Below are 19,988 nucleotides of genomic sequence, written 5' to 3' on the forward strand. Positions count from 1 at the left end.
AAATAATAAATGAACATGGATACTACGGTATTGAAAAAATTGTCGCAGATGCGCTTTTATGGCATGCAACATGCCTACAAAGCACTACTGGAAAACGGTAAACAGGATGCATTGACCAATGATGAGATGATCGCTCTATTGGTACAGGCCGAATGGGAGGACAGGGAGAACCGCAAGATAGGGCGCTATCTAAAGTCTGCCAAGTTCCGTTATCCGGCCAGTGTGGAGGAACTCGACCTCACTGCACAACGTGGCCTTGACAGGACATTGATGTTGCGCCTTGCCGACTGCACTTTCGTTCAACGGAAGGAAAATGTACTCATTACAGGACCTACCGGGGCAGGTAAAAGTTACATCGCCTCTGCATTGGGGCATCAGGCCTGTATGTCAGGCCACAGGGCACTGTATTTCAATGCACAGAAGATGTTCCCCCAACTCAATATGTCCAAGGCAGATGGCACCTATCTCAAGCAGTTGGCCAGGATAGAAAAACATGAACTGCTTATCATAGACGATTTTGGCTTACAGCCCCTAGATGCCAACTCAAGGATGATGCTATTGGAGGTCCTAGAAGATAGGCATGGAGTGAAATCTACCATTATGGCCTCTCAGTTGCCAGTGGCAAGTTGGTATGATGTCATAGGGGATAGCACGATTGCGGACGCTATTTTAGATAGATTGCTCAATTCTTCCCATAGGATAGAACTCAAGGGGGAATCCATGAGGAAGGTCAAAGTAAAATGATTTGGTTACATTTGTAGGAACAGCCATCAAAAAGTATGGATAGGTACAGGGAAAAGTAAGGGGTGGTCAAGATGATAATTCCGGTGGTCAGCATCATAATTATATGCAGGGTGCTACCTGAAAGTCTCCCGATGTTGTTGAGACTCAAGGAGTATTACCTGAAGAATCTGCATAGGATGTACTACGGCACATTACGGAATAATGGGGTGTTCATCGGCAGCGGAGCCATCGAATCGGCCCATAGGAATGTAATACAGAAAAGACTTAAATTATCGGGTCAAAGATGGAGCAAGAAAGGGGCACAAGCTATGCTCCAACTCAGGGTAACCAAAAAAAGTGCAAATTGGGACAAGGTAATCAATATCATAAGAACTGGAAAAACTGCCGCTTAATCAGGAAGTTTGTCGTGCACCCAATCAATATATAAATAATAAAAGAAAAACCTGAATTTGCGATTGCGATATGTAATCAGCAACTTAGTACCATCAAATTTTGGCAAGTGTAAATCATCACTTTGCAAATCAGGAAAAAGTCTTCATTTTTAGGTTGCGAAACTCAAAAAACGAAGGCAATGAATAAAAACCAAAAAGTTTTTATGTGGTACAAAATTAAAGAATTAAAACAACAGGGTGCTCCACACCGGAACTTAATAAAAGTCAAATTAGTAGAGAACTTCAGCTTGATAGAGGTACAGTTCGAAAGTATCTCCAGATGGATGAACAAAGCTTTTCGACATGGATTAGTCAGCCCAGACGTATGCCCAAAAAACTATCCCAGTATTATAAATATGTAAAAAATTTACTGGAATCTACTCCATACCTCTCTGCAGCTCAAGTTGAAGATCGTCTAAATCGGATCGCCGAAGCGAGAGACATATCAAGATTTACCTGAAGTGGATAGTAAAACGCGGTTGCAAACAGTGTATAACTTTGTAAAATCCATTAGGCAGCAACATGATATCCTAAAGTATAAAGTAAAAAAGGAGCGAATATATGAGAAACTACCGGAAGTAGCTTTTGGAAGTGAAGCTCATCGGATCGCCGACGCGATGTGACTTTGGCGAATATAATATGCAGACAGTCTCAGGTCGGAGGATTAAGATTTATCGCAACGGCGACCGTTTTTTCGTAATGGTTCTTTCACGTTCTCGCTATAAGTATGTTTATTTCTCGGCCAGATTGGCCAACAGTGCCCATTTACAAGTAAAACAGCTGTTTATGCCCATGAGTTAGCCTTTGAATACTTTCAAGGTATTCCTAACAAAATTATTTATGATCGCACGGCGAACCGTCAAGATAAAGTCTTTATTAAGAACGATAACCTGGGCGATTTTTTATTAACAGATAATTTTAGGGGCTTCTGTCAACAAGAAGGTTTTGAAGTTGTTTTTTGTAGAAAATCCGATCCAGAATCGAAAGGGAAAGTAGAAAGGGCCTCCTTGAAAATTGATTAAGACCAATAAAAAATAAGAGTTGGATAGATAAAGTTCAGCTTTTTTTTGTTTCAAATCTTGGTACCTGCTGTTTTGGACTATTTAAAAAGTACAATACTGTGAGTAATCCTATTGATAAAACTGGAAAATATTGCTTTTGGATAGTATAGACACACTCATCCCATAGGCTTTTCAGCTTTAGGTTTAGGCGGCCTGAAGTAGAGGGGCTTGTTCTGATTTCCTTTTGCTGATCTTAACGGCATTGGCCATCATAACTGCGAAAAAAACGTGTATCATTTCTCGTTTTTCTCCTTTAACCTTGATCTTATTGAGGCCATAAGCTGTTTTATGCACGCCAAAACTTCCCTCCATCACCGTGGCTCTTTGGCTAGAGATGAGACTTCTGAGTTGGCTTTCAGCAGGGTTGTTTACTTTAGGACCTTTCTTTGGAAAGCAGGTAAATATCTTCTTTTCTGTTAAATACTTCCTGTTTTTGTTGGTGGCGTAAATGCGATCTGCTCCTAGTTGATGAAGTGAGCCAAATATCGATCTATGTTTTAAACTACTTAATTTCAGTCTGGTACTTTCATTAAAAGCGCGGAACTCCATGGTATCGATAAAGCAGATACCATCCACCTGAAGCAGGTGTGCCTTCATTCCGAACTCAACCCTTTTAGCTTCTTTACCTCGCACTATCGGCCTAACATAAGCCTTGGGAAGTGATACAATCCTGTTTTTCAATTCTTTAGCTGGATGCTGCTGCAAGAATTGCTGTTGCTCGATTATCTTCTTTATAGTTTTTAGATATGTTCTCTCATGTAAGTGAAGCTGTATTTGTGGATTTTCGTTAAGTAGGCATTGCAGTTGCCCCAATCCTTTGGATAGTAGATATATCAATGACTTTTTACGCTTGCGACCAGCTTTATATGTCTTTTTACGACTACGATCATAAGACATCTGCATGCGCTTTTGATCTATATATTTGGAGCCAGGTCGTTTTACTCCTAATATTTTACAGTATCTGTAAAGCTGCTTTTCAAACACCCATTGGCAGCTCTCCCAGAGCAGCTTAACATCGGTAGGAAAACGAATATAACTCTCATAACAAGTAGCATCCATTAAGAGCACATGCGTATTATGCATGTCTGTTTTCCAGTGTTGGAGTAGTACCTCTTGAAGTTGTTGCCAATCAGTATGGTCCGCCATATACGTCCTGATTCGACTTAAAATGGCCTTATCCTTAATCTTTTGATGATCCTGTAGCAATTTATTGCAAAATAGCTGAAGGCTCCAATCGGTATTAAAGCGTGCTATGAGCTTTTCATCACTCAGGTTTAAATAGGCTTTTAGAAACATTAAGCCAAACATGCCCTGAGGCGAAAACCAGCTAGGAGCACCAGGGCCTTTATTTTTCTTAGGCAGACATGCAGAAAGTTGTTCCCAAGGGATGCTATCATAAACATTACCCAATTTACTACTCTTAAATAAATACCATTTTGGAGTTAAGTAATCTTGTGGTTGGAAAAGCTGTTGATCTCTCATATATTGTAGTGTTAATTGTGATTAGACACTACAATTTAACAAATCAAAAACCCCGAAAAAAGCTTTTATTAGCTAATTGCGGGGTTTTATTTTATACATTAATGCATTTAAAACCTTGATTTTCAATCCCTTTTATTTAAAAGGTAAGGCCTAGAAAATGTGGTTAAGTATGTGAAGTACAATTTTCTGCAAGTCGCCTGAAAGGGACGCCGATTTACTGGACAAAAGACCTTACAACAAGACTGTATTGCTTGGTTAGCTCGTACTGGCAATACAAAAATACATAGCAGCACTCGAAAAAGGCCTTATCAACAGTGGCTCATTGAGCAAAAATATCTTCTTCCTTATAGAAGTATTCCTAACAAACCCCTACAAGAACTTCCTACATACAAAGTCAGAAAAGATAATACAGTGACCTATAAAGGTAATTTTTATAGTTTGCCACTAAGTACTTATCAAGACAAGAATAGCAAGGTATTACTGGAAGATAAAGGGGATAACCTCCAGTTATTAAGTCTTGATCAGTATCTATTGGCTTTTCATAAAATACCTATAGAAAAAGGAGTATTTGTTCAAAATACGGATCATCACAGGGAAAAATCTAAAAGCTTACAAGAAAAACATACTTTGCTATTAGAAGCATTAGGGAATACTGCAATAGCAGTCCAGTATCTGGGTGAATTAGAAAAAATCAAAGCACGTTATTATCGAGATAATATTACGGTAATCTTGAAAACTATAGATCAAGTTGATCAACAAAGTATACAGGAAACCCTCCAATGCGGCTGCAAGCTTTGCCTAGCTCATCAAGTATATAATGGCTATCAGTTTGTAGAAATTCTTGACTACTATCAACAAGAAGATTTTCAACGAAAAGCTCGGCTGAAAGCCTGTAGAAACATCAGCTTACCAGAAATAGAAACAAAAATATCAAATCAAAGTCTGGAACCTGCCAGAAGTACTATCGATTTTTATGAAATGCTTCTCAAATTATGAAACAAATAGAAAAAATCAGACAATATGCTCAAGAGTCTTCGCCTCACTCACATCAAAAAGGCTCCTGAACAACTTATCCACCAAGCTCAAATTGACAAGCCTTCTTACCTAGAATTTATCTTATCAGTATTGGAAAAAGAGGTTACGCACCCCGAGTAATACACCGCCAAAAAACTGATTTGGAAAGAAGAATGAAACTGGCTAGGTTACCCAAAAATCACAGTTTGGATGCTTATGACTTTAATGTCTCAAATGGCATTACTCCACCCCAGCTCAAACAACTACGTGAACTATTATGGTTAGAGCAAAATTACAACCTGATTCTGATGGCCCTTCAGGTACCGGCAAAACCTACCTGGCTGCTGGGCTGATTCATCAAGCTGTATTAGCTGGTTATAAATCTTATTTTATCACCATGGAAGAATTAGTGGGTGTTTTGAAAATAAAAGAAATGACTTCTGCTGCCCTCAATAAATACAATCAACTCTGTAAAGTGGCCGGCACCCGGCCCACCTGATCGCCATTGATGATATCATGCTCTTCCCAATTAAGAAGCATGAAGCCATAGCTTTTTTTAATCTGATCAATCATCTTCACGAGCAATCCCAGCCGGGTAGGCCTCGGTAATTATTACCACTAATAAATCACCCAAACAATGGGCGGAAACTTTGGAAGACGAAGTCCTGGCTACAGCACTTTTAGATAGGTTACTTTACCGTTGTGAGGTGGTTAAACTACAAGGCAAAAGTTACAGAATGGAAAACAGAAAAACTATCTTTAAAAACCAGAATTAAAAATTTTAATGATGCTTCGCAAACTAACCCCAAGCTAAGTTAGTGTACAGGCTACCAATAACCTATCAAAAATCTTGTTACCAAAATAAGTCCTGTTCAATTTATAGCAGAACTCGTCCAGATAATTTTGTAGATATTCAGGTCTTACATGATGATAGATACCCTGCAATACTTTTTTGGCATTACCTATTGCCGTATGTACCCAAGGCAACTTGATATGTGCTTCCTTTGAGGATATCTTCTCTGTCCGCATCTCCTTGAACTCTTCTTGCAAGGCACGATATGTTGGATAACCATCGGTAAGCATCTTGGCGTCCCTACATGTTCAGTCTGGGCAAAAACGATGGACATCGTCTGTTTCTGACTGCCACGCCCCCGTTTCCTCTCATCAGACTTTTCCTCCTCTTCTACAATGGTCTCGAAAAAGCCCTCGTCTATCTCCACCTCACCATGACTACCCAGAAGGTAACAGTTGTCCCTTGTACCCATGGCGCTCCTTATCTTGTGCATCATCTGCCATATCGGTTCATAGCGATTATGCCCCAGTTGGCGTTGAACATAATAAGCAGAACAGGCTTTTTTTGTACTGCCCATCAGGTACATGGTGATGAACCAATAACGGAAAGGCAGCTTGGAGGATTCCATGATCGTACCACTACGGAGGCTCGTACGGAACCTGCACGTATTGTCTATGCACTGGTACATCTGCTTACCTTTCAACCAATAGTGTGCTGTGCCACCGCATTTCTTGCACACAATGCCCTGTTTGTCACGTATTTCCTTGAACTTGTGCCTACAAGCATCTTCTGATCTATAATAATCAATAAATTTTATCAAATCCATTGTAAGCTTTTTATTTACAAAATAAGGACGCTGCTTCGTAAGCTATTTACGCTGTGGTATCTTTACGGAGTATCATTAAAATTTTTAAACTCAACTGGTGATTTTTCTTTGCGAAAAATTGATGATGTTTTATTTGCTATTTACACACAGCGTTTCAGTTTAAAAGTATACCATTTAAGTAACTACAAAAAAGAAATAAAGTATTTAAAAAATGAATAGCTTTGAATTATGAGACAACATCGATTTATCAAAGCAAGTGAAGAAGAAGTTGAATTATTAAAATCTCAACTTAAAAAACCAATGAGCCGACAAGAATCTGTTCGCATAGAAGGGTTATTGCTGAGTATAAAAGGCTATACTATGGAGCAAATCGTAGATATATTAGAAGTAAATCGAGATACAATATCTCGTTGGTTTAACCGATGGGATCTAGGAAGAATGAACAACTTGGCTAATCTTCCTAAAAGTGGTCGAAGACGTATTTATACAGAAACAGAAGAAAAAAAATGATCCAAAAAGCCTGTTTGGGCATCCAAAGGATAAAAGTATTTCTTCAAGAAGTGATTACTAGTACAGGTAAAAGTTGCCATGTAGAAACATTAAAGGGTATTTTCAAAAGACATAGATTGGGTGGGCCTCACAGGTATGGAAGCGCTATCGAAAGAGCTTAAAACCAGATAGAGATGAAGTACTTTTTGAGTTTTTCAAGTTAGAATTAAGCTGTCTAGAACAACAGGTAAAAGAAGGAATAATAGATTTGATATTTATGGATGAATCGGGCTTTAACTTAAATCCAAATGTGCCCTATGGTTGGCAACCAATGGGACAGCAAATTTTGCTGCCTGCTAAACGCAGCTCAATTAATTGGACAGTTTTGGGAACACTTAATATCCACAGACAAAGCTTTTATGGTTATATAATGCCAGAAGCATGTACATCAAAAATAGTAGTTGAAGTTTTGTCTAATTTAAGCGAAAGAATCAATAAAAAAACGATAGTAATACTAGATAATGCCCGGCATGGAATGCCCCGGTGCATAAGGCAAAGATTATAAAAGAAAAGTTAGTCGAATGGCGCCAAAAAGGACTTTACCTACAATTTATACCTGCCTATAGCCCTGAACTGAATAAAATAGAGATATTATGGTCGCCATGAAATGGAGACAGATGAAGTATTATTGGCTTGAACCGAATGATTATCAATCCCAAAACACACTATATCAAAGGATAATTGAAATTCTTCAAAATTACGGGTCTAAATACTCGATTTCTTTCTCTTAGATACTTATTTTTCTCCTCTCAAATTAACTCATCCACCAACTTTTTAAATCGCTCTAATCCATTAGATAGTCTTTCTCTAGGACAAGCAATGTTAAAACGAATAAATCCCTCTCCTGCAGTTCCATAAAGTGTACCTTGATTTATCCATAGGTTTTCTTTTTTCAATAAAATGTTTGCTATATCCTCAGATTTCTGATGAAATACGGAACAATCAACCCAAACCAAATAAGTACCTTCTAGTGGTAATACTGGAAATTGAGGCAAATATTTGCTGAAGAAGTCTCTTAGATATTCATAATTCTCAAGTAGATACTGCTTTAATTCTTCGAGCCATTCTTCTCCTTTATTATAAGCGGCAATGAGTCCTTCAACTGCAAAAGGATTAATTTCACAGACTTCATTGATATTAAGTGCTTTATCAATTTTTGCTTTCATATTTTTATCAGCAGCAAGTATGTTTGCCACCTGTAACCCCGCCAGATTAAAAGTTTTACTTGGTGCAGAACATGTAACAGAGTGATATAAAAACTCTTCGCTAATTGATGCAAAAGGTATGTGCTCGTGTCCAAGATATACTAAGTCGCAGTGTATTTCATCTGCTACAATAGTTACCCCATTGCGGATGCATATTTCTCCGATTCTCACTAATTCTTCTTTAGTCCAAACTCTGCCAACAGGGTTATGTGGGCTGCAAAGCAACATTAATTTCGCTTTCGGATTTTGGACTTTTGTTTCTAAATCGTCAAAGTCAATACTGTAGGTATTGTTTTGATACAAGAGGTTATTAGAAACCATCTCACAATCGTTATTACGGATAGAAGAAAAGAAACAATTGTAGACTGGCTCTTGAACAATTACTTGATCTCCGGGATTAGTTAAAGCTTTAATTACCGCAGATAATGCTGGTACAACGCCTGTTGTAAAGAGCAACCAATCTGCATTAAATTTAAAATTATGTCTTCTTTCAAACCAGTTTGTTACCGCATCAAAATAAGCATTAGGTACTTTTGTGTAACCAAAAACACCATGTTGCACTCTTTCTGCTAAGGCATCTATAATGGGTTGCGCTGTACGAAAATCCATATCAGCTACCCACATTGGTATTACATCTTCACTTGTGGTAGAATCCCACTTGTAAGAATTGCTGTTACGTCGTTTTACTGGTTCATCAAAGTTGTATTTCATGATACTTTCTGTAGTTGTTCACAAACTTCAATTTTGCATCCTCCCGGATTTCTATAGTTTTCATCCAAGATAATTTCACCAATACTTTTAGCTTTGATGTGTCCGTCTAAAGGATTTTTAATACTAACAATGTGATTATTTACTTCAGCATTTACGGTACTGTATTCAAATGCTAGATCGCAATCGTCCATAAATTCGCAATTTTCAAGAACTAGGTTTTCACAATAGCACAAAGGTTGCGTACCTCCTATTTTACAATTTACTAATCGAAGGTTTTTTGAATTCTAACCAAGATACTCTCCGTCAATTACTGAATTGTATACTGTCACATTTTCTGTTTTCCAGAAGGCATCTTTAGAATCTAAATAGGCATTTCGTATTTCTACATTTTTAGCATCTTGAAAAGAATAATCTCCTTTCATTTTAAAACCATCAATTTTAATATTTTTACTGTTCATAAAAATGTAAGGAGCATCCTGAGCCTCTACATTTTTTAACTCTAAATTTCTACAATTCCAAAAGGTTTCTCCAGCATTAGGAAACTTCACATTTTCTACATATAACCCATCAATTTCGCGGAACATTTTTGGTGCTTCTACTAAAGTATCATACATGCGTACATTCTTAGAATACCAAATAGCTGCTCTTGAGTAAACTGTAAATAGGCTATTTCTAATTTCAACATTGCTGTTATGCCAAAATGGATATTTTCCCATAAAGTAGCAGTCATCTGCTATTATGTTATTACTTTCTTTTAATGCTGATTCACCCGGATAAAACCTAACTTTTTCTAAAAGCAAATCTTTAGAAGCATATAGAGGACGTTCACCCTCATAAAATTTATTTTTTATAGTATTCATGATATTTAAAGCGACAAATTAATAGCTGAATGACTATTTAGTCTAATCAGTAAGTAAATGATTTTGAGTAATTTATGTATACAGAGTAGAGATCGATCTTGACCCAGATTGATAAATGAAGAGTAATTTGTTACATACTATTTGAGAGATTCTATGATCTCTTTATTTCGTTTTATATAACCTAAATCTCCTCTTGAGCTCCTTTTTGCAAGTTCGATAGATCTATTAGCAGTTTCAATAGCTTCTTGTTTTTTGCCTTGTTTGGCTAAAATCTGAGCTTTTAAATACAAATACCAAAAGTGTGTATCGTGTCCTTCTAGTGCCAAGTATTTGTTTACCCATTCTAAAGCTTGATCGAGATCTTTGTTATAAGTGTAATAATATCTGGCTGCTTTAATGTAATTAATAGGCTCAACTACTGTGTAAGCTTCAATGTCTTTTAAAACAGCCTCATCAAACGATACTTCAATTGGTATTTTAAATGAAACATTACTCCAATTAAATTCAATATTAGCACTCGTATTATCATCACTAATATCGCTAATTTGAAATGTTAATGATTGAACTTCTTCCGCGGTTTTAGATGCTTTAACTGTAGTTTTTAACACTACATTTTCTTCTTTGTAGTTACCACTTAAATTGGCTCCATCAATAAATAGATCGCTATATAAAATAAATGTCCATTCGTTTTTTTCAGGAATGGTAAGTATTAAATATTTACCAGCATCTACAAGCATATTTGCTACTTTAGCATCTGTCGAAAGTGTTAGAATTGAACCATTACCAGCACCTGTCCTCCATAAAGCACCATATGGCAAAAGCGCATCCTCACCACTTCCAAATATTTTTCTACCTCTTACTTTGGGTCTAAAATAATCAATTGTAACATCTGTTAAACCTACTTTTGAATAAACAGAACCCTCTGGACTAGGAGAAGGAATAGTGATTTGCGCATGTGCCAATGTGCTTATAAAGATAGTAATTAGCGTTAATTGGAGTTTTTTCATTAATATATTTTTATCTAAGGATTATTAATTTATTTCAATTACGAACTCTTCCATTGGTTTTCTTACTTTCTTAAGATTAACCAACCAATCATCTTCAGAATTTCTGTATCCCATAGCTAGTAAATACACACTCTTTAAACCCTTTGCATCTAAACCAAGTAATTTATCTAAATCCTCATTATCGAAACCACCCATTGGTGTTGTATCTACTTTTAATTCTGCAGCCTGTGCTATGGCCATTCCAAAAGCTATACAAGCTTGACGCTTGGTATCTTGCAAAGCATCATATGCTTCCATCTCAATCTGCGAATTAGCTACTTGTTCTGAACGTGAACCAAATGCTGTACCCTTGGGAATATCTCTTTCTGAAGTAGTATAATCGAAAATATCGTTAACTCTTTCTGAAGTGTATTGATCCCAAGCTGCAAAAACAAGCACGTGTGAACAGTCTGCTATAATTTGTTGGTTCCATGCAACAGGAACCATTTTTTCTTTCAACTCCTGATTGCTTATAGAAACTACTCTAACAGGTTGCAAACCGTAAGAAGAAGGTGCTAGTCTAGCTGCCTCTAAGATTTTAGTAACTTTTTCAGCACTTATTTTTTTGTTAGAATCGTATTTTTTAGTGGCATAACGCCAGTTTAAATCATCTAATAATGCCATTTTATATTATGATTTAGCTGAATTCTTTATTGATTCAATAAGTTTATGCCATTTCAAACCATCGGTAAAACTTGGTGCTTTATGCGAACCTGTTTTAATATCTTCTGCGATGCGCTGGTAGATATGACCTACATTGCGAGCTCCCGGAAATTCTGGCCATCCTTCTAATGCTTCTGCTGGTGGTGTAAGTGGTTTTAAGCCTTCTTCATCTGTAGTTTTTGCACCAGCTATTGATAATGCTGCCATTTGACCGTGTCCACTTCCAGCAGTTATTTGTATATCGCCTTCTGTGCCATTGATCTCCCAAAGTAAATTTGTGCCTTTAGAAACCCCACCACGGTAATGAACTGATAACGCCGCTCCACTTTTTAAGCGACCTTGTAGCATAATTTGATCTTCGGCTGTTTTGGGTTTTACCTCATTGGTATCTGTAATTTTCACCTCATCAAAATTACTGAACATATTTGCCGAAACTGAATCAATATCTCCTAACACTTCAGCTAGGCCTACCAAGGTATGCGCCAATGGAATCTCTAACATAGCTGCTCCATTTTTTTTATCGAATAAGTAGTAATATTCGCTTATGGTTTCGCTACTCCAGTTTCCGCCTGTTCCAATTAATGTAGTTGAAAGTACTTTACCTACATAGCCTTCTTCAATTAATTTTTTAAGATAAGTAACTTCCGGTGCAAAGCGCATTTGTGTACCGATTGCAGCTACTACTCCTTTTTCTTTGGCCAAAGCTTCTAGTTCTTCGGCTTCTTTGAGTCCGGTTCCAAGTGGCCACTCGCAGTAAATGTGCTTGCCGGCTTCTAATGCTGCTTTAACTAATTCGTAATGGTAAGGTACTTTTACGGTTACAGTCACCAAATCTACATCTGGAGATTGCACCAATTCTTTATAATCTTTAAATGCATGTTTGAGGTTAAGTGCTTTGGCTGTTTTCTCTGCACTTTCTAGGCTGCTGTTTGCCACACCTATAATCTCAAAGTCGTCTGATAAGGTTTGTAATGCTGGTAAGTGGGCAGTCGCTGCCCAGTGGCTATCGGGGTTTAAGCCTATAAATCCAATTCTAATTTTACTCATAAGATTAGTCTTTTCTAATTTGAATCTTAAATTTTATTCAGAAATTAATTCAAAGGTTACAGGAGTGTTTCCTGCTTTTCGTAATTGTTCTATGCCATTATTTTCAATTTTGCCAAGACTAATTAGCCCACTTGCATGACCAAAATCTTTGTAAAAGATGGCAATATCTCCCCATGGAGCATAATAGGTTATATCACCCACTGAAGGCTTGTAACCACTTGGTGCACCTTCTTTAGATAGTTTTCTTTCTGGGTAAAAGATTTTTTCCATACTTGCATAATCTTCAAGTTCTGTAGTGATAGGCAGCATAGAAATAAGATCTTGTGTTGTAGGATTATCGTACATAGTGGCAGTTAGCTCTACCTCTCCTACAGTTATTTTTAATTTCATATTTTCAAGTATATTTTGTTGATGATTAGAACCTTTTTTATCGTTTTGTGCGCAACTTATAAAGCACAAGCTGCTAAATAGCGATATGAAGAATAGCGTTTTCATAATGTCTTTTTTATTCTTCAGTGTTAGAGAAAAAATAAGGAAGTCTATTATATAGATAATCGTTGTACCAACTGTAATTTCAACAGCAGAAATTAAATATTCTCTTAGTTCATTTTGAAAAGCATGTGTTAATGTATGAACATCTGATATGCTGTTAGCGCCACCATTGTAAAAGGTAGGAGTTACGATTATAACAAGTCTGATATCTCCATTATGAATCATATTATCGAAAACATATTTAAGTGAAATACTGTAATTTGCATTTCCCATAAGTGTAGAGCTGCTTCCTTCAGCACCATGCTTAAATAAAGAATTTCGTATTGTTGGTTACTATCGTTTTGATAGGTCAAATAAACATTAGCTGTTTTGCCAAAAGTATCTCCGCCACTTGTTTCGGTATAATATGTTAAGGTTTCAATTGTTCCAGCTTGGGTAATTTTTTGATTATATGAATTAGGTACACGAGTAAATGCTAAATCATCTGTAGACTCAATATTTTCATTCTCGGGAGTAATGGTTTTAGTTTCAGAATCATCATCGCTGCAAGCAACAAATCCTAAGGTAAAAATGTAACCAAGAATTATAATTATCTTTTTCATGCAATGTGATTGATAGTAGTTTTAATAATTATATTCTGTATAACTAAGCTGATATCTAGTCTATGCTGAGGCTTTTTTAAGCCAAGCTCACTGTGAGTTCTACTTCACTTGCTAAACTTTTGACTTTAGAAAGATCTCCTTCTTCTACTTTACCAATTCTAATAAGCCCTGAGTGTGATGCAGAATGTTCTTCGCCATCAAACAAAATCGTGAAATAACTTCCAGCTAAACAGATATCACCATTTTCCCAACCATTGTGTTTATCAGCTTCATCAAAAGCTAAAGATTTTTGCATTACTCCACAGTAATCAAACTCATACCGGTTTAATGTAACTTTGTATGGTAATTTAGATAGTAAATCTTTTGCTGTAGTTGACTCATTTAAGGTTGCTCTAATTGTTGTATTACCCAGTATGAGGGCTACAGCTGTTCCGTTTTTTATTGTATTTGACATAATTCCTTTTTGTCGATTATATTTTTGGCTTTAAAGATTGATGTTATTTGATAACTCACATATATAAGAATCAAACATTTCTATTATCTATTAGATACTTAACACTTTTGAAATGATGTTGGTCGTAAGGATTTCAAACCAATAATTAAGAATTTCAAATAATTTGATTTTTTAGAAGTGCTTAACCTAAGTTTGAGAAACACTTTTCTTAGTTGCTACTTCCTTTTTATGCTGATTGCCTTTTTGGGTAGTAACTAAATATACACCAATTACCACTAATAAAGCTGCAACTGGTTTATCCCAAGTAAATGCGTCTTGCCCTACTACAATGGCGACAACAGAAGCCACAATTGGTTGTAAATTCATGAAAATACTTACTGTGCTTGCTTCTAATCGTTTGAGTGCTACAGGCATCAAGAAAAAAGCCATAGTAGTAGAAAACAACAAAGAAAAGGCAAGTAAAGAATACGCTTGAAATGTAGCTTCATCTGAAAACATTCTCTGGTTTTGCAAACTGCTATAACTCAAAGGCAACGATGCTAATGCAGAAAATAGAAACATCCATTTAGCTACAGTTACAGGTTGGTATTTCATGGAAATTTTTCTTGTTAACACTAAATAACCCGCATAGCAAAGCACACAAAGAAATGCATAAAAAATGCCTAGAGTATTATTACTGCCCATTTCGCCTTGTGTTCCGCTTAGCAAGATGATGAGTGCTGCGCCTGAAATACTAATGATTATACCAAGAATTTTTCTTTTGGGAATGCCTTCTTTTAGCATTACTGCAGATAGTATAAGTACTACCACAGGTGTTAATGCCATTAATAGTGAGAACACAACCGGAGTGGTATATTCTAGAGATTGTGAAAACAATAATTGTGTACCTAAAAAACCCATTAATCCGCCGATCATCAGCATTAAAAGGTCTTTTTTTTGAACCTTGTCGTATTTGAGAAAGGAGCTGATTATCCAGAAGATAATCGCTCCAAACAACATTCTTGTTATGGTATATCCCATTGGACTCATCCAATGGGCAACAATCGATCTGGTAACAGGGATGTTTAACCCAAATATTGTATTTGCAATAAAAATGGCCAACAACCCCTGTTGTTTATCATTTAATATGCTATTCACTTGATAGAGTCTTTTATTTTTTCACACATCTTCAATGTAATACAAATAATGAGAGCAATCTAATATTTTACTTCGCGCCCAAGTAATTTGCTTTGAAAATGTGTTAATCTTTATTTTGAATATTGTTCGTCTGTTACTTTTTCCATCCAAGTTACTGCACTACCATTAACCGCTTCTTGAATTGCAATATGGCTCATGGCCTTGTTTGCAGAAGCTCCATGCCAATGCTTTTCGTTTGGCTCAAACCAAACTACATCTCCTGGCTTAATTTCTTCTATCGGACCACCTTCGCGTTGTACCCAACCAAGGCCAGAAACCACGATTAATGTTTGTCCTGCTGGGTGTGTATGCCATGCAGTTCTAGCGCCAGCTTCAAATGTAACTAAAGCACCTGAGCCTTTTGTTATGTCTTCTTTATTCTGATACAAAGGGTCTAATCTTACAGATCCTGAAAACCAATCTTCAGGTCCTTTCATAGAGGGTATTTGCCCGTTTCTTGTAATTTCCATGTTGTTTATTTTTTAGATTTATTTAATAGTTTGCATATCGATTACATAGCGGAATTTAACTTTTCCTTCCTCGATATTTTCATATGCTTCATCTATTACTTTTGGTTCTGCTTTAATTACTTCAATCTCTGGGTAAATGTCGTGAGATACTGAGTAATCTAGCATTTCTTGTGTTTCAGGAATACCACCAATTAGAGAACCATAAACTCGTCTATGTGCAGATTGCATTACAAATGGAGAAACTGGAATTGTGGCATTAGCTGGTAAGCCAACAATAGCCAGTTCGCCACCATCCATTTTTAACATTTTTACATACATCATAGGCTCGTAGTTAGCCGGTATTGTACTTATGATGAAATCAAATTTATCGTTTAATGCTGAAAGGTCTTTTGTAGTTTTTACGTTTACATATTCTTCTGCTCCAAGACGTTTCGCATCAGCACTTTTATCATCTGTAATATCAAAAACTGTAACCTTTGCTCCAAGATCAACCAAATATTGAACAGCCATGTGGCCAAGTCCACCAAAACCAGCTACTCCAACTACATCTCCTTTTTCAACTTCGCTAAATTTGATAGGCGACCAAGTGGTTACACCCGCACACATAAGTGGTGCTACTTTTTTAATATCGGCATTTTTGGGAACTTGAATAGCAAATTTTTCGGTAATAGTAATTACATTAGAATAACCTCCTTGAGTAATATGATTTTCGTGGAAACGATCTGGAAAACCATAGGTAAAAACTGTTCCTTCAGCACAAAACTGTTCTTTTCCTGCTTTACAGTATTTACAGTGTCCACAAGAGTTTACCATGCAACCAACACCAGCCACATCACCTTTTTTAAATTTGCTTACATTTTTTCCAACCTTTGTTACGCGGCCAACTATTTCGTGTCCAGGTACTACTTGATTAGGTGTTTGTTTTACCATAAAGTCGCTATGGCAGATACCTGCGTATAAGATTTCAATTTCTATATCATTGTCTCCTACTGCATGTCTAGTAAATTCTATTCTTTCGAAATTAGAATTTGCTTTAGTTGCTAATCCTATTGCATTAATTGGTTTTTGTGCAAATGATGTTGCTGAAATAAACAGCAATATCAATCCTATTAAATTTTTTAATTTCACTTTTGTAGTTCTTTAAATTGTATAATTTGTTGGAAAAGTTGCAGGGCAATGTCCTCTTACAAAGCCCTGCAATAGCTGATTGATTAATGACAGTTAGTCTTGTAATTAGCGTATTGTGTTCTATGTTATCTGCGTGTATTTGTTAGTCAGAAAGTCTGTTTTATTCAGAAAACTATTTAAATTATTGACCTGAAAAATTAATGAATGTGATATATCCATTAATTTATAGTACAAAGCTAGGTGAAGCGGAGATAAATGGGTTAAAGATAATCAATCCAAAAATTAAGAATTTCAAACTATTGAGAGTAGATGATTTATTAAATATTTGTTCTATTACCAAACGATTATTGCTAACTACTAGCATTTAGTTAAGTTTCTTAAGAATTTTAGCAGGAACACCTCCAACTAAAACATTATCTGGTACATCTTGTGTAACTACAGCGCCCGCTGCTACTACAGAATTTTCACCAATTGTAACACCTGGTAGTACAGTTACTCCTGCTCCTAACCAAGCATTTTTCTTGATTGTTACTTTTCCCGGTATTAATTGTTTGCGATTTGCAGGGTCTACTGGATGATTTTCTGATGAAATATTTACACGGGGTCCAATCATTACATTATCTTCTATTATAATACCTCCAAGGTCTAAAAAACTCGCTGCATGATTGATAAAGACATTTTTGCCTATAGAAATATTTTTGCCATAGTTTGTATAAAAAGGTGGATATACAGTGCTAGTAGCATCTAGTGCTTCTCCTATAATTACACTAAAAACACTTCTCAATTGATCTATATTATGAGTATTATTAAAGCGCGACAATTGATTAAATATATTACTAGCAGCGTCTGCCAATTTACCGAAATCTGGATGGTCCATTGGAATTGTTTCACCTGTTTTAAGTCTATAGATTATATCATTATTTTCTGATGTATGTTCCATTTTATTGTGTTGTTAATTTTATATTAGAAATATATTTAGTCTATTAAAAATATCAAATTGATAATTAAGGTATTCAAATATCAGTTGCTCTTATTGTCTTAGGAGTTTTGCCAGTGGCATTTTTAATAAAATTGCTAAAGTAGGTAGTGTATTCGAAGCCAAGAGCATAGGCAATATCTGATATACTCCAATTGGTATTTCGTAACAGTGCTTCTGCTTCCTTTACCACTCTATTAGTTATGTGTACTGTAGTTGGTTTGCCTGTTATTTCTTTTACCACTCTATTTAAATAATTTACATGTACAGAAAGGTTTGATGCATAGTCTTGAGCTGTTTTTAGTCTAAGTGGAAGATCAAGGCTTTCTATCGGAAATTGGCGTTCCAGAAGTTCAAAAAATACTAATGTTAAACGTGAAGCAGAATTTTTATATGCATCATACTTTTCTGAAGGTTGCATTTTTAATGCTTCATGAAAAATTAGGTGAATATAATTTCTTATCAACTCATCTCTATATGAATAATTAGACTGCTGATTTTCTATCATTTTGCAGAAAATTTCATTTAGAAATGCTCTTTGCGTATCAGTAATTTTTAAAATTGGTGTACCACCTAATTGAAATAAAGGAGATTTTTGAAGGATATCTGACTGGTTACATTGTTTAAAAAACTCTTCAGAAAACAAGCAGGTATAACCAGTATATTTTCTACAGTAAGATTCCCAAGAATATGGAATATGAGGATTACCAAAAAATAATATGGTACCTTCATGTTCAAAACTTCGATCAGCATAATGGATAATGCTTTTACCAGTAGTTAAGCAAATTTTATAGAAATCTTTTCTACTGTAAATTTTTGTCGCATAGCTGTCTTTATCAATTTCAAATACATTGAACCCTTTAAGTTTAAGTTCGCTATTGAACTCAGAAACCAAGTGTTCTTTTTTAATATTCATTTTTATTAGTTGAAGAGCCAAGTTTGAGGATTTTGCTTTACTTATCCATACAGAAAAGGTATATGAAATTAAAGCTCTTTCCTTATTAGAAACTTAGGCATTAGTTAATAACTAGGTGAATTAAGTTTTTCTTTTTGAAAACAGATACTCAGAAGTGTTATAAGCTATTTTCTAAAATCGTTTTTAGAGTTCACATATAACCATCAGAATATGATACAAATATAAATTGGAGCTTGCCTTTCAAAGTAAAGAATATCAAATCAAAAGATATAAATTTCAAACTATTCAATCTCTAATGAGCTAAGGGCAGTACAAATTGGATACTTAGACTAAGTAGTTAGTCTTAATTGGAAGGAAAATGTACCTTAATATAAGGTGTAAGCTTTGTTATAAATTATATTGAAGGTACAATGGTAAGCTATATAATTCAAGTTGCGATATATGATGAAAATAAAGTGAAGTCAACCAATTAATTGTAAATTTTAGTCGCCAAACCTAATTTACAATGGAAGACTTCACCATCGCAATTTACTGTTTTCTTGACGATTATCTAAAAATCGGGCGCCCAAAAGAGGGACATATGCGCAAGCTGACAGATGCCCAGATCATCACCACTGCCATTGTGGCCGCCAGGTTTTTCGGTTGCAACTATGTAAGGGCACGGGCTTATCTAAGAGAGGGCCACCAGTTTGATTTTCCCGACAAATCCAATTTCAACCGCCATCTGCATCGGCTCGCGCCAACAATCTCAAGCTTGTTTTTTGCCCTCGGCCAGGCCATAAAAGAACTGAACACCGATAGCCGGTACCTCATCGATTCTTTCCCGGTCGCCGTTTGCAAAAACATCCGGATAAACAACTGCAGACTGCTCGGCGACAAGGCCTATAGAGGGAAGAACATGTCCAAAAGGGAGTACTTCTATGGCTTTAAGGTCCAGGTCATCGCCACTTCGGACGGCATCCCGGTCGAATACTTCATCTGTGCGGGCTCTTACCATGACATAACCGCGTTCAAGAGTATGGATATCGATTTGCCCCCTGACAGTGAGCTGTTCGCCGATAGTGCCTATACAGACTATGAGACAGAAGATTATTACAAAGAACTTGAGCACATCCACCTACTCGCGGTCCGAAAGTCAAATTCCAAAAGGCCAGACCATCCGGCCATGGCATACTTGAAGGACATGATGCGAAAAAGGATCGAGACCACTTTCTCTGAGATCTTGGCATGGTTCCCTTTGAAAATCCATGCCGTCACTGCCCAAGGGTTCATCCTTAAGATCGTGCTCTTCATTTTTGCCTTCACTATTCATAAATCTTTGTAAACCGCAACTTGGGTTATA

The 19,988-nt window shown here is 36.2% G+C and carries 22 protein-coding genes and 4 pseudogenes; 11 read left to right on the forward strand and 15 right to left on the reverse strand.

Annotated features, from left to right (window positions below):
• The first annotated feature begins 15 nt into the window (after positions 1–15).
• Both istB and OQ292_RS41175 read left to right on the forward strand, forming a co-directional pair.
• Positions 16–744 carry an IS21-like element helper ATPase IstB gene (gene istB / locus OQ292_RS24210; protein ID WP_284685753.1) on the forward strand — a complete coding sequence of 243 codons (729 nt, stop codon included), beginning with the start codon at positions 16–18 and terminating at the stop codon, positions 742–744.
• 155 nt (positions 745–899) lie between these two features.
• Positions 900–1,136 (forward strand): annotated as a pseudogene (locus OQ292_RS41175) (ISKra4-like element ISAcce1 family transposase); the annotation flags it as partial.
• Positions 1,137–2,380: 1,244 nt separating this feature from the next.
• Here the strand turns inward: OQ292_RS41175 and OQ292_RS24215 are convergent.
• Positions 2,381–3,718 carry a transposase gene (locus tag OQ292_RS24215; protein ID WP_284682082.1) on the reverse strand — a complete coding sequence of 446 codons (1,338 nt, stop codon included), beginning with the start codon at positions 3,716–3,718 and terminating at the stop codon, positions 2,381–2,383.
• Positions 3,719–4,129: 411 nt separating this feature from the next.
• Between OQ292_RS24215 and OQ292_RS24220 the strand changes: the two genes are divergently transcribed.
• The 4 genes and pseudogenes from OQ292_RS24220 to OQ292_RS41035 all read left to right on the forward strand — a co-directional run bounded on the left by OQ292_RS24220 (position 4,130) and on the right by OQ292_RS41035 (position 5,508).
• Entirely contained in the window at positions 4,130–4,714 is a 585-nt protein-coding gene (locus OQ292_RS24220; protein WP_284686569.1) for a hypothetical protein, read from the forward strand.
• 24 nt (positions 4,715–4,738) lie between these two features.
• A complete protein-coding gene (locus OQ292_RS41025; RefSeq protein WP_348970653.1) occupies positions 4,739–4,873 on the forward strand; it encodes a hypothetical protein in 135 nt (44 codons plus the stop codon).
• A 32-nt stretch (positions 4,874–4,905) separates the two neighbouring features.
• A pseudogene (locus tag OQ292_RS41030) lies at positions 4,906–5,231 on the forward strand (ATP-binding protein).
• Between the two features lie 151 nt (positions 5,232–5,382).
• Positions 5,383–5,508, forward strand: a complete 126-nt coding sequence (locus OQ292_RS41035; RefSeq protein WP_348970654.1) for an ATP-binding protein — start codon at positions 5,383–5,385, stop codon at positions 5,506–5,508.
• A gap of 34 nt (positions 5,509–5,542) precedes the next feature.
• On the opposite strand, the pseudogene OQ292_RS24230 reads toward OQ292_RS41035, so the two are convergent.
• A pseudogene (locus OQ292_RS24230) lies at positions 5,543–6,351 on the reverse strand (IS1595 family transposase).
• A 228-nt stretch (positions 6,352–6,579) separates the two neighbouring features.
• On the opposite strand from OQ292_RS24230, the gene OQ292_RS24235 reads away from it, so the two are divergent.
• The 4 genes from OQ292_RS24235 to OQ292_RS41180 all read left to right on the forward strand — a co-directional run bounded on the left by OQ292_RS24235 (position 6,580) and on the right by OQ292_RS41180 (position 7,506).
• On the forward strand, positions 6,580–6,861 hold the full coding sequence (locus OQ292_RS24235) for a helix-turn-helix domain-containing protein (RefSeq protein ID WP_284686570.1): 282 nt from the start codon (positions 6,580–6,582) through the stop codon (positions 6,859–6,861).
• Positions 6,858–7,022 (forward strand): hypothetical protein, encoded by a 165-nt coding sequence (locus OQ292_RS24240; protein WP_284686571.1) that lies wholly within the window; start codon positions 6,858–6,860, stop codon positions 7,020–7,022. The genes OQ292_RS24235 and OQ292_RS24240 overlap by 4 nt, the downstream gene beginning before the upstream one ends.
• A 95-nt stretch (positions 7,023–7,117) precedes the next feature.
• Complete coding sequence (locus OQ292_RS24245; protein WP_284686572.1) at positions 7,118–7,405, forward strand: transposase; 288 nt, start codon at positions 7,118–7,120, stop codon at positions 7,403–7,405.
• Positions 7,384–7,506, forward strand: coding sequence for a transposase (locus OQ292_RS41180; protein WP_431733784.1), 123 nt, complete (start codon positions 7,384–7,386; stop codon positions 7,504–7,506). The genes OQ292_RS24245 and OQ292_RS41180 overlap by 22 nt, the downstream gene beginning before the upstream one ends.
• Positions 7,507–7,649: 143 nt before the next feature.
• Here the strand turns inward: OQ292_RS41180 and OQ292_RS24250 are convergent, their stop codons facing one another.
• From OQ292_RS24250 to OQ292_RS24310, 13 genes and pseudogenes are all read right to left on the reverse strand, one after another.
• The gene (locus OQ292_RS24250; protein WP_284686573.1) at positions 7,650–8,816 is read right to left on the reverse strand and encodes a MalY/PatB family protein; all 1,167 of its coding nucleotides are present in this window, start codon (positions 8,814–8,816) and stop codon (positions 7,650–7,652) included.
• Positions 8,813–9,676, reverse strand: a pseudogene (locus tag OQ292_RS24255) (DUF3737 family protein). Before OQ292_RS24255 ends, OQ292_RS24250 begins: the two are co-directional and overlap by 4 nt.
• 137 nt (positions 9,677–9,813) lie before the next feature.
• A complete protein-coding gene (locus OQ292_RS24260) occupies positions 9,814–10,683 on the reverse strand; it encodes a DUF2911 domain-containing protein (RefSeq protein WP_284686574.1) in 870 nt (289 codons plus the stop codon).
• A 24-nt stretch (positions 10,684–10,707) separates the two neighbouring features.
• Entirely contained in the window at positions 10,708–11,346 is a 639-nt protein-coding gene (locus OQ292_RS24265; protein WP_284686575.1) for an NAD(P)H-dependent oxidoreductase, read from the reverse strand.
• A 6-nt stretch (positions 11,347–11,352) separates the two neighbouring features.
• Positions 11,353–12,432 carry a Gfo/Idh/MocA family protein gene (locus OQ292_RS24270; protein WP_284686576.1) on the reverse strand — a complete coding sequence of 360 codons (1,080 nt, stop codon included), beginning with the start codon at positions 12,430–12,432 and terminating at the stop codon, positions 11,353–11,355.
• A gap of 33 nt (positions 12,433–12,465) precedes the next feature.
• On the reverse strand, positions 12,466–13,197 hold the full coding sequence (locus OQ292_RS24275; protein WP_284686577.1) for a cyclophilin-like fold protein: 732 nt from the start codon (positions 13,195–13,197) through the stop codon (positions 12,466–12,468).
• The gene (locus OQ292_RS24280; protein WP_284686578.1) at positions 13,146–13,526 is read right to left on the reverse strand and encodes a hypothetical protein; all 381 of its coding nucleotides are present in this window, start codon (positions 13,524–13,526) and stop codon (positions 13,146–13,148) included. Before OQ292_RS24280 ends, OQ292_RS24275 begins: the two co-directional genes overlap by 52 nt.
• A 76-nt stretch (positions 13,527–13,602) precedes the next feature.
• Positions 13,603–13,980, reverse strand: a complete 378-nt coding sequence (locus OQ292_RS24285) for a cyclophilin-like fold protein (RefSeq protein ID WP_284686579.1) — start codon at positions 13,978–13,980, stop codon at positions 13,603–13,605.
• A 186-nt stretch (positions 13,981–14,166) separates the two neighbouring features.
• Positions 14,167–15,117: a DMT family transporter gene (locus OQ292_RS24290; protein ID WP_284686580.1), complete on the reverse strand. Its 951-nt coding sequence runs from the start codon at positions 15,115–15,117 to the stop codon at positions 14,167–14,169.
• Positions 15,118–15,227: 110 nt separating this feature from the next.
• Positions 15,228–15,626, reverse strand: a complete 399-nt coding sequence (locus OQ292_RS24295; RefSeq protein WP_284686581.1) for a (R)-mandelonitrile lyase — start codon at positions 15,624–15,626, stop codon at positions 15,228–15,230.
• A gap of 18 nt (positions 15,627–15,644) precedes the next feature.
• Positions 15,645–16,754, reverse strand: coding sequence for an NAD(P)-dependent alcohol dehydrogenase (locus OQ292_RS24300; protein ID WP_284686582.1), 1,110 nt, complete (start codon positions 16,752–16,754; stop codon positions 15,645–15,647).
• A gap of 364 nt (positions 16,755–17,118) precedes the next feature.
• A complete protein-coding gene (locus tag OQ292_RS24305; RefSeq protein WP_284686583.1) occupies positions 17,119–17,694 on the reverse strand; it encodes a sugar O-acetyltransferase in 576 nt (191 codons plus the stop codon).
• A 73-nt stretch (positions 17,695–17,767) separates the two neighbouring features.
• Positions 17,768–18,646 carry a helix-turn-helix domain-containing protein gene (locus OQ292_RS24310; RefSeq protein ID WP_284686584.1) on the reverse strand — a complete coding sequence of 293 codons (879 nt, stop codon included), beginning with the start codon at positions 18,644–18,646 and terminating at the stop codon, positions 17,768–17,770.
• A gap of 505 nt (positions 18,647–19,151) precedes the next feature.
• Between OQ292_RS24310 and OQ292_RS24315 the strand changes: the two genes are divergently transcribed.
• Positions 19,152–19,970, forward strand: coding sequence for an IS982 family transposase (locus tag OQ292_RS24315; protein ID WP_284683176.1), 819 nt, complete (start codon positions 19,152–19,154; stop codon positions 19,968–19,970).
• Positions 19,971–19,988 lie beyond the last annotated feature (18 nt).

The sequence above is a fragment of the Chondrinema litorale genome (genome assembly GCF_026250525.1).
Taxonomy (GTDB): domain Bacteria; phylum Bacteroidota; class Bacteroidia; order Cytophagales; family Flammeovirgaceae; genus Chondrinema; species Chondrinema litorale.

Coding starts and splice junctions, on each gene's coding strand:
- OQ292_RS24260 (WP_284686574.1), bottom strand. CDS start 10,683: ATGAAAAAACTCCAATTAACGCTAATTACTATCTTTATAAGCACATTG.
- OQ292_RS24275 (WP_284686577.1), bottom strand. CDS start 13,197: ATGGGAAATGCAAATTACAGTATTTCACTTAAATATGTTTTCGATAAT.
- OQ292_RS24280 (WP_284686578.1), bottom strand. CDS start 13,526: ATGAAAAAGATAATTATAATTCTTGGTTACATTTTTACCTTAGGATTT.
- OQ292_RS24240 (WP_284686571.1), top strand. CDS start 6,858: ATGATCCAAAAAGCCTGTTTGGGCATCCAAAGGATAAAAGTATTTCTT.
- OQ292_RS24285 (WP_284686579.1), bottom strand. CDS start 13,980: ATGTCAAATACAATAAAAAACGGAACAGCTGTAGCCCTCATACTGGGT.
- OQ292_RS41025 (WP_348970653.1), top strand. CDS start 4,739: ATGCTCAAGAGTCTTCGCCTCACTCACATCAAAAAGGCTCCTGAACAA.
- istB (WP_284685753.1), top strand. CDS start 16: ATGGATACTACGGTATTGAAAAAATTGTCGCAGATGCGCTTTTATGGC.
- OQ292_RS24250 (WP_284686573.1), bottom strand. CDS start 8,816: ATGAAATACAACTTTGATGAACCAGTAAAACGACGTAACAGCAATTCT.
- OQ292_RS24305 (WP_284686583.1), bottom strand. CDS start 17,694: ATGGAACATACATCAGAAAATAATGATATAATCTATAGACTTAAAACA.
- OQ292_RS24295 (WP_284686581.1), bottom strand. CDS start 15,626: ATGGAAATTACAAGAAACGGGCAAATACCCTCTATGAAAGGACCTGAA.
- OQ292_RS24265 (WP_284686575.1), bottom strand. CDS start 11,346: ATGGCATTATTAGATGATTTAAACTGGCGTTATGCCACTAAAAAATAC.
- OQ292_RS24245 (WP_284686572.1), top strand. CDS start 7,118: ATGGATGAATCGGGCTTTAACTTAAATCCAAATGTGCCCTATGGTTGG.
- OQ292_RS24215 (WP_284682082.1), bottom strand. CDS start 3,718: ATGAGAGATCAACAGCTTTTCCAACCACAAGATTACTTAACTCCAAAA.
- OQ292_RS24310 (WP_284686584.1), bottom strand. CDS start 18,646: ATGAATATTAAAAAAGAACACTTGGTTTCTGAGTTCAATAGCGAACTT.
- OQ292_RS24315 (WP_284683176.1), top strand. CDS start 19,152: ATGGAAGACTTCACCATCGCAATTTACTGTTTTCTTGACGATTATCTA.
- OQ292_RS24270 (WP_284686576.1), bottom strand. CDS start 12,432: ATGAGTAAAATTAGAATTGGATTTATAGGCTTAAACCCCGATAGCCAC.
- OQ292_RS24235 (WP_284686570.1), top strand. CDS start 6,580: ATGAGACAACATCGATTTATCAAAGCAAGTGAAGAAGAAGTTGAATTA.